Genomic DNA, 10747 nt, shown 5'->3' with positions numbered 1-10747 from the left:
GTTTCCTGGAAGGCGTGACGGTCGATCACCGCACCACAATCCAGGCACTCCACCCGGTCGAGCCGGCCGTGAAGGTCGACCACACCGGTGGCGCCCGAGCGCTGGTGCAATCCGTCCACGTTCTGGGTCACCACGCCGCTCAGCCGGCCGGCGACGGCCAGCGCCGCCACCGCCCGGTGGGCGTCATTGGGCCGGGCCGCGGCGACCCGCGCCCAGCCCACCAGGCTGCGGGCCCAGTAACGCCGGCGGTTGGCCGCACTGCCCACGAAGGCCTGGTACTGCATCGGCGCCCGACCCTTCCAGCGCCCGCGGTCGTCGCGGTAATCGGGGATTCCCGAGCCGGTGCTGCAGCCCGCGCCGGTCAGTACCAGGGCACGTGCCTCCGCCAGGCGGGCCACGAGGTCGGCAACCGTCCCCTCCTCCGCCGGCGGCAGCGGACGGCTGTCGGGTGCACGGGTACGCAGGGGGAGAACGGCGCCCATGATCGGGGACCCTCGGTCGACGGGACGTCCCCGCATCATACCCACCTTACGGCAGCGATTGTCAGGCATTGGCCGGAGGCCGCGCACCGATCGTCGGGCTTGAAGGGCCCGGATCTCGCCACCATAAAAGGTTGCATGCTAATATTCCCCGTTCTAACGCCCCGGCGGAATTCACCCGCCGGCGGCCAGCGGAGCCATCCATGACGCGAGCGACGATCAACGGCGGGCTGGGCCTGATACTCATCCTTGGCCTGCTCACGGCCTTCGGCCCCATGTCCATCGACTTCTATCTGCCCGGGCTGCCCGCCCTGGCGGACGAGCTCGGCGTGTCCGCGGCATCCGCCCAGCAGAGCCTGAGCGTATTCTTCATCGGGCTCGCGGCGGGCCAGCTCATCTACGGCCCCTTTTCCGACCGTTTCGGCCGCCGGCCGGTGCTGGCCTTCAGTATCGTGCTCTACCTGGTGGCGAGCCTGGTGTGCGCCGCCGCGGACAGCCTGCCGATGCTGCTGGCGGCCCGGGGTCTGCAGGGGCTGGGCGCCGGTGCCGGCCCGGTGGTCTCGCGCGCCATCATCCGCGACACCTACCGCGGCAGCCAGGCCGCCCGGATCCTGTCCTTCGTCATCCTGGTGATGGCGGTGGCACCGCTGCTGGCGCCGCTGGTCGGCGGCCAGATCGTCGCCGGGCTCGGCTGGCGCGGCATCTTCTGGGTGCTGGCCGGTTTCGCCGCGGTCTGCCTGGTTACCGTGGGCACCGCCCTGGCGGAGACCAACGGCCGCGAGCACCGCGACGGTGCGCCGCTGGCCGCGCACTTCGCCGCCTACGGCGTGCTCCTGCGCGACCGCCGGTCGCTGGCGTTCCTGATCTGCGGCGGCATGGCCTTCGGTGCGCTGTTCGCCTACGTCTCCAGCAGCTCGTTCATCTACATCGACGTCTACGGGGTCAGCCCCCGGGCCTTCGGCTTCTATTTCGCCGCCAACGTGGTCGGGCTGGTACTCGCGAACCTGGTCAACAGCCAGCTCGTGGCACGCTTCGGCTACCACCGGCTGCTCGCGGTCGGCTCAACGGTGACCTTTGCCAGCAGCGTGGTTCTGCTCCTCGACAGTCTGACCGGCTTCGGCGGGCTCGCCGGGATCGCCCTGCCGCTGTTCTTCGCGGTGGGCATGGTCGGGCTGGTCGGCGCCAACACCGTGGCCGGCCTGCTCGACGCCTATCCGAACAACGCCGGCGCGGCATCGGCCCTGTTCGGCTTCTTCCAGTTCGGGCTCGGCGCCCTCGCCGGCGGGATGGTCGGCGCCGTGGGCCTCTCCCCCGCGGTGGACATGGCGGTGGTGATGGTGCTGTGCGCCGCGGTGAGCTTCACCGCCGGGCGGCGCCTGCTCGCCGGCGAGGCCCGGGAGCGCAGCCGTGGCGGGGAGACCGCCGCGCGCTGCAGCGAGGCCGCCTGAGCGGCCGGGGCCGCGACAAGCACGCCGCCGGCGCACACCGCATCCGGCGCGTGACAAGGCCTCCGGGAGGATGGATATGATCCCGGCTCAATCATGAGCCTGCCGGGGGAGGCCGGACATGCCGCGGCGATGGATACTGGCGGCCGCAGTCGCGGCCTGCCTGGTCACACTCACCACCCGGGCCGCCACCGGGACGGGCCCGGTGACACTGGTTCGGGAGGCCGTGGACGAAGGGCTCGTGTTCGTGCGCACCCACGCCGCCACCCTGGCCGACGAGCCCGCGTGCACGCGGGCGTTCATCGAGCGGCACTACCGCGAGCTCCTCGACCCCACGCTGGCGGCCCGGTTCGTGGCCGGACCGTACTGGGCCGACGCCCCTCCCGGGGCGCGGACGCGCTTCACCCGCGCCCTCACCGATCACCTCGTGGCGGTGTACGCCACCGCCGTCAGCGTGTTCGCACCACGCATCGTCGAGTTCGCGCGCACCGGCGACATCGGCTACCGGCTGATCCGGCAGGACGGGCGTCGTGCGGTGGTACGGGTTGCCCTGCGGCCGCAGGACCGGCGCGACGTCGACGTGGACATCCTGCTCCACCGCCCGGGGGAACGCTGGCTGGTGCACGATGCCCGCGTCGCCGGCATCAGCCTGCTCGCGATCTTCCGCCAGGCCTTCCGGCCCCGGCTCGCCCGAGAGGGGCTCGCCGGGGTCAGCGACGCGCTGGAACGTCACCGCCACGCGGGCGGGGGCCCGCCGGAGACGGCCCCCTGCCGCTGAGCGGTGCCGCAGTCACTCCCCGCCGCGGTACACCGAGTCCTTCCAGATGCCGCGTTCCTTCATCAGCCCGACCTGGTGGTCGATGACCTCGTGGCGGTACTCCGCATGGTCCATGGGCGCGCGGTCCATGTAGAGGTTGCTGGGGTAGACGTCGCTGTCGTATATCACCCGGGCGAGCTCGGAGCGCACGTCCTTGAGCCAGTTGGAGACCTGGGCCTTCTCGCGGTGGTGGCGCAGCTGCTCGATGTCGATCACGCCGGCCAGGTAGGTGGAGCCGGCGCCGTAATCCTGCCGGCCGACCACCGCGCCGCGGTGATTGACGATGTGCGAGCGCCCGCCGAACGTGTCGATGGGGAGATCCGAGTCGTCGAAGAGGTAGTACGTCCCCATGTTGGGGGCGACCACGTACATGTTGTTCTCCAGCGCCCGCGCCCGGGAGGAGATCTCGAAGAAATCGTTGCCGGTGTGCGGATGGGGAAAGGACGCCCGGTAGGCGACCTCGCAGCCGTTCATGGCGAGCCCGCGGCCGTTCTCCGGGTAGGAGGCCTCGTTGGCCATCATGATGCCGAGGCGCCCGATGTCGGTGTCCACCACCGGCCAGAAGGCCTGGAGGTTGCGCCCGTAGGTCTCCACCCACCAGTCGAAGATGTCCGAGGGCGTGAGCCCGTGTTCCACCGGGTAGAGGTTGGCGAGCTTGTAGTGGCGCAGGATGACCTCGCCGTCCGGGTCGATCACGAAGCCCACGTTGAAGAAGCGGTCCTTCCAGTCCGGGTGCCGGGCCTTGGCCTGGGCCATGACGTAGCAGTCGTACTCGCGGGCGAGCTCCCCCAGCGCCCGGGTCTCCGGGCCGGGGATGTCGATCGCGCACTCCCGGGCGAAGGCCACGTGGTCCAGGTCGAGCACCTCGTCGTTGAACCCCTGCAGCGCGCCCTCGGGCAGCACCAGCAGCCGCACCGGGATGTCCAGGCTCGACAGCCAGGAGGCGGCCTTGGTGAGGTGCCGGATGTGCTCGATGTTGGTCATGATGTCGGCGCGCTTGCGTATCCCGCGTACCGTGGGCACGAGGCCGACGCAGTTATAGGGCTCGATCATTCCGGGGTCCTCCATCGTTTCGCTGTCAGGGCGGCTCGCCTGCGAGCCGGTTCGTGAATCGGTACGTGCGGCAGCCTCAGCGCACGGGGTGTTCGTCGCCCCCGCCATAGCCGGTCATCTCCAGGTAGCCGTGCCCGCCGACATCGTCGCCGGCCACCTCCACGGCGCCCTCCCAGTAACGGAAGGCGGTGCGCATCTCCTGGTCGGCGACGGCGGCACGGACCTCGACATCGAGCCCCGCGGCGGGCACCCGCAGGCGCCAGCGTATGGGATAGCGCACCCCGGTCCCGGGGCTGCGCCAGTAGGCCTGCGGCGTCAGCCGGAAACCGTCGGCATCGAGGCGGTGGCGCACGCCGTCCGGGCCGACCACCACGCCGGCGGAGTGGCGGTCGGTGGCGCCGTCGCGCCGGCGCAGCCGGTAGAGCATGACGTCGCGGCCGTCGTCGAGCTGTAGCGCGAACCAGTCCCATCCCGTCTGCTCCGGCCCCAGGGTGCTGGTACCCCATTCCCGGTCCAGCCACGCGAGGCCGTGCACGTCGTGACGCGCCCCGGCGACGCGTACGCTGCCCCGGGCCTCGATCCGGGTGTAGGAGTAGTAGCGCGAGGCGTTGCCGGGCGCGTCGCCCTTGACGCTGTAGCCCGCATCGCCCTGGAGGACGGGGCCGCGTGCGTTATCCAGCCGCAGCTCGACACGCATCTCCCCGGCCCCGGCGGTCAGGACCAGGGGGAAGAGCCGGCCGGATTGCTGCGAGCGCATCGACCAGTCGTCCAGCCAGACCTCGACGACAGGCTCGGTCCGTGCGCCGGCGAGCCCGAGGGCACCGCGCTGGAAGCGCTCGGCGAAGCGGTGCCCGCCGGCGGCCACGTCGGTGACCGCAAGATGGCCCATCCAGGCCTGGCGCGTGGCGAGGGCGGAGCGCCGCGGGGGCATCGACGGCGCAAGTGCGGTACGAAAGATCGTGAGCTGCACGCCGAACGCGCGGCCCGCGGCGTCGCGCAGGTTAGCGGTGACATACCACCACTCGCTGCGGTAATCGGGATGGGCACCGTGATCCCGCGGAAAGGACAGCGACCGGGGGCCGGTGACCCGCGAGAAACCGGACGCCTCGCCGCGCAGCGCGGCCATGGCCGTATCGCCGGCACCGGGCTCCGGCGCGCGGGCACCGGCGAACCAGACCCCGACGCCCACGCCGGCCGCCGCGATGACGCCCAGCAAGACAACGGCCCCCGGCACCCATGCTCGCCCCACGCGCACACCGAATCCTCCGATCACCGGTCATACGACCCCATACTGGCACAGTCCCACGGCACGGTGCTCACGCGGACACGGCCACGGGCGCGTCGCGACGATGATGCCCCATTTCCGACGCCTGGCGCGCCAGGGCCAGTTCGAGACGTTCGAGCAGCCCGCGCAGCGGGGCCCGTCCACGCTCGTCGAGGACATCGTGATCGACCAGCGCGGCGTCGAGGGTGCGCGCGGCCGCGGCCACGTCCGCCGGTGCGTGGCCCCGGGCGCTGGCGACGAAGGCGGCGGCCAGGGTGTCGAGCAATGCCACCAGGGCCGCGCGGACCGGCGGCGGCTCCCCATCCAGACGGTGACGCAGCCGCAGTCCGGCGATACCGACGTCCAGGCCGTTGAGCCCGATCATGAGCAGGTGGCGGTGCGCCTCGTCGAGAAGGTCGTCGTGGCGTGCCAGCCGCAGGAGCCGGTCCGCCATGCGGCCGCTGAAGCGTGCCTCCACCTCGTGCAGGGGCGGCTGGGCCAACCTGTGGAGGTCGACACCGATGGCGTGGATCAGCCGGCGCCGGCGCAGGGATGCCCCGAGCCCGGGGACCAGGCGGAAACCCACGGTCGCTACCGCGAGCCCGCCGGTGACCGCCAGGGCCCGGTTGGCAAAGTTGTCAAAGGACAGGTCCATGCCGTTGCCGGGCATGGTGAGCAGGATATTGAAGATGGTGAACGGCAGGCAGTACCCCACCAGCCGGCGATGCCCCGCCCCCAGCAGACCGATGAACAACGGTGTGAGCACCAGCATCGCCAGCATCGGGAAACCGCTGGCCCGCGCGAGCAGCACGTGTCCGAACAGGAAGGCGCTCGGCAGCGCTGCGAGCATGCCCTTGAAGAACATCGTGCAGATCGTCGCCGGGTTGTCCCGGTTGGCGAACAGCACGGACGGCAGGGTTGCCATCAGCACCGCGATGGGACCACCGCTCCAGTGCGTGGCGACCCAGAACGCTGCCGAGGCGGCGAACGCCGCGCCGGCCCGCAGGGCGTTCACCGCCGCCTCGCCGTGGTCGCGGTGCCAGGCGGGTACGCCGGAACGGAGCTGGTGGCGGCCGGGATGGGCGATCGCCTCGCGGGCGTCGAGCAGGACCATGGCGTGGCCGAGTATGGCGCGCAGCCCGGTGACCACCCGCCGCTGGAGCGGATCGAGATCGTCGTCCGGATACGTCCGGGCCCGTTCGCGCAGGGCCTGGAGGTGGCGCCGGGCGGCCGGGACACCGCGGACGGACTCGGCTTCCCGGAAGCCCTCGGCCATCTCGCCGGCGAACATGCACAGCGGCGCGCCGATACGCCCGGGGTGGTCACGCAGGAGCTGCTGTATGCCGCCCAGGGCGGCAAACAGCCGCATCGCGCGCTGGGTGAGCACATGGGCGGCGCGGATGCGGGCACCACCCCCCGGCCCCTCGTAGCGGGCGGCCTGGCTGTCTGCCTCGAGCACGTTCAGCGGCCCCAGACTCGCGGTCAGCGAGCGCTGCACCGTGGCCAGCGGCATATCCGCATCCAGGCGCTGGCCCGCGTGGGTGAAAGCCGAGTTGATCGCCGCATCCGCCTGCTCGGCGAGATGGTCGGTCACCCGTACCGGCCAGACCAGCGCACTCACCAGGGTGGCGCTGATCTCGCCGAGGCCAAGCTCGGAGACGCGCGCGACGGCCACGTCGAACACGCGGTCCGGCTGGCTGAGCGACAGGAACACGACCAGCAGCGCTGTGATCGCGGCCATCACGCAGCCATAGGTGAAATTGCCCCGCATGAGCGAGCCCGCATAGGCGCAGGCCATCACCCACAGCGTGAGCGCATAGAGTGCCGGCGCCGCCGCCTGGGCCGAGAGCGCCATCACCGCGATCCCGGCCACGGCACCGATCAGGGTCCCCCCGATCTGGCACAGCCCCTTCTCGATGACCATACCGCTCATGGGGCGGATCTGCAGGAAGGCGGCCGCGATGAGGGCCCAGTACGGGCGCTCGAGATCGAACCACAGCGCCGCGTAGAGCGCGAGCAGCATCGCCAGCGTGGCCTTCAGCGCGAAGCGCAGGGCCTGGCGTGAGGGCGTGAGATACGCCTCCAGGAGCACCGGCACGGCGACTCAGTCCCGGTCGTCGATTATGCGGACCGTCGCCGTCATCCCCGCGCTCAGGCGGGTACCGGCGGGCACCTCATCCAGGGCGATGCGCACGGGGATGCGCTGGGCCAGGCGTACCCAGTTGAAGGTCGGCTGGACCTGCGGCAGCAGCTGGCCGTTGGGCGCGGTGTTGGTGTCGGCGATGCCGCGGCCGATGCCGGCGACGTGACCGCCGAGGCGCGTATCGCCGCTCATCAGAATCACCTCGGCGGCGTCGCCGGCATGGATGCGTGGCATCTTCGTCTCCTCGAAATAGCCGGTGACGTAGTAGGAGCCCGACTTCACCAGCGCCATCACCGCGGTGCCGGCGCTGGCGTAGTCGCCCTCGGCGAGCTGGAGATTGAGGACGTGCCCCGACGCCGGCGCGGTAACCGTGGTGCGCTCAAGCTCCAGCCGGGCCTTCTCGAGGTCGGCCTTCGCGCTCGCCAGCGCCGCCTCGGCGACCCGGGTATCGATACGTGCGGCCTCGCGGTCCTCCGTGCTGATCGCCTCGCGGCTCAGCCGGGAGCGGCGCTCGGCGACGTGGCGCTTGCGCTCGAGGCGGGCCCGGGCACTGGCCACCGCGGCCTTCGCCTCGTCGACGGCGACCCGGTAACGCGCACGGTCGATGCGGAAGAGCTCGTCGCCGCGCTCGACACCCTGGTTGTCGGCGACGCTCAGCGTGCGCACCCAGCCCGAGACATCCGGCGCCACGGTGATCACGTCGGCGCGCACCCGCGCGTCCCGGGTCCATGGCGAGTAGAGATAGTAGTGCCAGAGCCAGGCACCGGCGGCGACGGCCAGCGCGACGACGACGAGCGTGGCGAGGATGCGCAGCGCGGTGCCCATATCAGCCGCCCCCCGGCGCCGGCGCGCCCAGGTAGGCGACCGCGGCGGTCGCGATCACGAACAGTGCGGCGTCGAACCACGCCTCCTGCCAGGGCGCGCCGTGGCCGGCGAGCCGGTGCAGGAGCAGGCGCAGACACACCGTGACGATGACTCCCAGGAGTAGATAGACGAGCAGCGGACTGATGAATATGCCGCCGATGGCGATTTCACGAAGGCCCATGCGGTTGCGTTGCGTCCCCGGTCAGATATTAGTTCATATTGCGTATATTAGCACACGAACAAAATACCCGCACCGGTACGGCATCCCGTTACTTGAGACTAATCGCCCCGCAGACCGGCCGCCGGAATCTGCCTGGCCAGTCGCCATGCGGGCCACGCCGCAGCGAGCACGGCGGCGGCCACCGCCAGCGCCACGCCCTGGGCCAGCGCGGCCGGCTGCAGCTCGAGGACAAGCCCCCAGCCGAATGCGCGGCGGTTGATAACCGCCACCAGAAGCCACGCCAGCACCAGCCCCAGGGGCACGGCCCATATCCCCGCCGCGACCCCGAGGAAGCCGCTCTGTGCCAGGACCTGGCCGGCGAGTCCGCGCCGGGTCAGCCCGAGGGCACGGAGCACGGCAAACTCCCGGACACGCTCGAGCTGGAGCGCCATGAGCGCGCCCAGCACGCCAACGAAGGCCACCACGGCCGCCAGTAGCTGGAGCACCCGGGTCACCCGGAAGGTCTGGTCGAATACGGCGAGCGAGCGCCGGCGCACGGTAGCGTTATCCACCAGCGTGGCCCCGGCCGGCAGACGGGCGCGTACCCGGGCGGCGAGGGCGTCGACGTCCGTGCCCGGCGCGGCAACCACGCCGATCCCGTCGAGCCGGGCCACGCCCCAGAAGCGGCGGAACAGACCCAGCCGCATGAGCACCGTCCCGCGCACATTCGCGTAATCGCGGTACACGCCGGCCACCTTTACCGTCTCCGGGCCGTCCAGCGAGGGCAGGGTCAGAGCGTCACCGGGACCGCGCCCCAGGCGGGCCGCGAGGGGCTCGCTGAGCAGCACCGCCCGGCCCTCGCTGAACGCCCGCCAGGTATCCGGGCCGCCGCGCACCACCGGATAGGCACGGCGGTCCGCCGCCGTGACGCTCACCCCGCGGACGGTGATCTCGCCGTCCGCCACCGCGAGCCGTCGCCGCGCCCCCCGCGTGACCCGGGCGACCCCGGGCATGACCTTGACACGCTCCGCGAACCTCGCCGGCACACCGGCGTCGGCATCGATGTAGAGGTCCGAGCGCAGGCTGGCGTCCAGCCAGTCGACCACGCTGGTGCGGAAGCTGCCGATCATGGTGGCCACGCCGATGACCGTGGCCACGGCCACGGACAGCGCCGCCACCGCCACACCGGTACGGCTTAACGACGCGGACGCACCGCGCACGGCGAGTCGCCAGCCGAGCGGCCCTGCAACACCCCCGACGCGGGCCGCCAGACGGACCCACGCCGGCGCCAGCAGCGCCGATCCCAGGATCACCGCGAACAGACCGGCGAAGCCGCCGATCAGTCCGGACGTCCGCAGGATCACCACCGTCCCGGCCACCCCGGCGAGGACACCGGCCGCCGCCATACGGCTCGCGCTGCGCCAGGCCCGCGCCTCCAGGTGGGCCCGGGCCAGCCCTGCCCGCGGTGTGACGCCGGCGGCCTCCAGCGCGGCGGGGAGCGCCGCGGCGAGCGGACCGGCGAGCCCGAGCAGGGCGCCGGCAACCAGCGCCGTCGGCTGCCAGGGATCCACCGTGGGGATGCTGAGATAGAGCCGGTCCACGGTGGTGGCGACGAGGCCGCTGAGCCCCACCCCCAGGCCCGCACCGAGGGGCAGGCCCAGCAGCGTGCCCGCCGCGGCCAGGCGCGCGGCGTCCGCCAGCACCTGGACCACGACCTGGCCCCGCGTGGCTCCCACCGCGCGCAGTGTCGCCAGCATCCCGCGCCGGCGCACGACCAGGAAACTCATGGTGTTGAGCACCAGGAACAGCCCGACCGCCAGGGCGAGCAGCGACATGGCCCGGAGATTGACGTGAAAGGCGCGGGTCATTCCGGCCAGACCGGCCCGGCGCTGCCCTGCCGGGAACAGCCGGACGCCGGGCGGCAGCGCCCCGCGAACCCGTGCCGCGGTCGCCGCGTCGGCGATGAGATCGATGCGTGACAGACGTCCCACCCGGTCCAGCAGCTCCTGGGCGGCGGCGATGTCCGTGAGGATGACGCCGTCCAGGCGCCCTCCCACCGTGGCCAGCACTCGTTCGACGCGTACCCGGTGCCTGCCCCCCGCCGCGTCCAGCCACAGCACGTCCCCCCGGGCCACACCGAGCGCCCGTGCCGTGGCCGTGGTCACGGCAATCCGGTCACCGTGGACAAGCATGGGGGCCAGCGGCGCGTCCGCCTCCGCGCCGACGCCGGTCCGGAACGGCCCGGCCACCAGGGGGTCGATGCCGAGCAGGCGGTAGCGCCGCCCGGCCACGGTGACATCACCGCTCACGACCGGCATCGCCCGCGCCACGCCCACGCGGACTCGCAGCCGCCGGTACACGGACTCCGGCAGGTCGTCCCCCGCCGGGACGACCTGGTGGGTCGCCGCGCCGGCGACCCGGGTGACCGCGTCGTCCAGGGCGTCACGGGCGGCGCGGTTGGCCACGTCCACGGCGACCACCACGGCGACGCCGAGGGCGATCCCCGCCACCGCGATGAGCAG

The 10747-nt window shown here is 72.2% G+C and carries 9 protein-coding genes; 2 read left to right on the top strand and 7 right to left on the bottom strand.

What is annotated here, in order from left to right; translation table 11 throughout:
* The coding region (locus G7A99_RS25420) for a Sir2 family NAD-dependent protein deacetylase (protein ID WP_305792318.1) at positions 1–482 on the bottom strand (482 nt) is incomplete at its 3' end.
* Between the two features lie 200 nt (positions 483–682).
* Between G7A99_RS25420 and G7A99_RS09760 the strand changes: the two genes are divergently transcribed.
* Both G7A99_RS09760 and G7A99_RS09755 read left to right on the top strand, forming a co-directional pair.
* On the top strand, positions 683–1927 hold the full coding sequence (locus G7A99_RS09760; protein WP_018716384.1) for a Bcr/CflA family multidrug efflux MFS transporter: 1245 nt from the start codon (positions 683–685) through the stop codon (positions 1925–1927).
* Between the two features lie 118 nt (positions 1928–2045).
* A complete protein-coding gene (locus G7A99_RS09755) occupies positions 2046–2702 on the top strand; it encodes a phospholipid-binding protein MlaC (RefSeq protein WP_018716385.1) in 657 nt (218 codons plus the stop codon).
* Between the two features lie 12 nt (positions 2703–2714).
* Here the strand turns inward: G7A99_RS09755 and G7A99_RS09750 are convergent, their stop codons facing one another.
* The 6 genes from G7A99_RS09750 to G7A99_RS09725 form a co-directional block, all read right to left on the bottom strand.
* On the bottom strand, positions 2715–3794 hold the full coding sequence (locus G7A99_RS09750; protein WP_018716386.1) for a nitrilase-related carbon-nitrogen hydrolase: 1080 nt from the start codon (positions 3792–3794) through the stop codon (positions 2715–2717).
* 76 nt (positions 3795–3870) lie between these two features.
* Positions 3871–5010, bottom strand: a complete 1140-nt coding sequence (locus G7A99_RS09745) for a lipocalin-like domain-containing protein (RefSeq protein WP_240466225.1) — start codon at positions 5008–5010, stop codon at positions 3871–3873.
* 100 nt (positions 5011–5110) lie between these two features.
* Entirely contained in the window at positions 5111–7156 is a 2046-nt protein-coding gene (locus G7A99_RS09740; protein ID WP_163139815.1) for an FUSC family protein, read from the bottom strand.
* Between the two features lie 6 nt (positions 7157–7162).
* Entirely contained in the window at positions 7163–8026 is an 864-nt protein-coding gene (locus tag G7A99_RS09735) for an HlyD family secretion protein (RefSeq protein ID WP_163139813.1), read from the bottom strand.
* 1 nt (position 8027) lies between these two features.
* The gene (locus G7A99_RS09730; protein WP_163139812.1) at positions 8028–8246 is read right to left on the bottom strand and encodes a DUF1656 domain-containing protein; all 219 of its coding nucleotides are present in this window, start codon (positions 8244–8246) and stop codon (positions 8028–8030) included.
* A gap of 98 nt (positions 8247–8344) precedes the next feature.
* Positions 8345–10747: FtsX-like permease family protein (locus tag G7A99_RS09725; protein ID WP_163139810.1), on the bottom strand; the 2403-nt coding region annotated here is incomplete at its 5' end.

This window comes from Arhodomonas sp. KWT (genome assembly GCF_010993615.1).
Note: the sequence above shows the minus strand (reverse complement) of the source record. Positions and strands in the feature narration are given on the sequence as shown.

Excerpts from the sequence above, each read along its gene's own strand:
- G7A99_RS09760 (WP_018716384.1), top strand. The coding sequence starts at position 683 with ATGACGCGAGCGACGATCAACGGCGGGCTGGGCCTGATACTCATCCTT.
- G7A99_RS09755 (WP_018716385.1), top strand. The coding sequence starts at position 2,046 with ATGCCGCGGCGATGGATACTGGCGGCCGCAGTCGCGGCCTGCCTGGTC.
- G7A99_RS09750 (WP_018716386.1), bottom strand. The coding sequence starts at position 3,794 with ATGATCGAGCCCTATAACTGCGTCGGCCTCGTGCCCACGGTACGCGGG.
- G7A99_RS09735 (WP_163139813.1), bottom strand. The coding sequence starts at position 8,026 with ATGGGCACCGCGCTGCGCATCCTCGCCACGCTCGTCGTCGTCGCGCTG.
- G7A99_RS09730 (WP_163139812.1), bottom strand. The coding sequence starts at position 8,246 with ATGGGCCTTCGTGAAATCGCCATCGGCGGCATATTCATCAGTCCGCTG.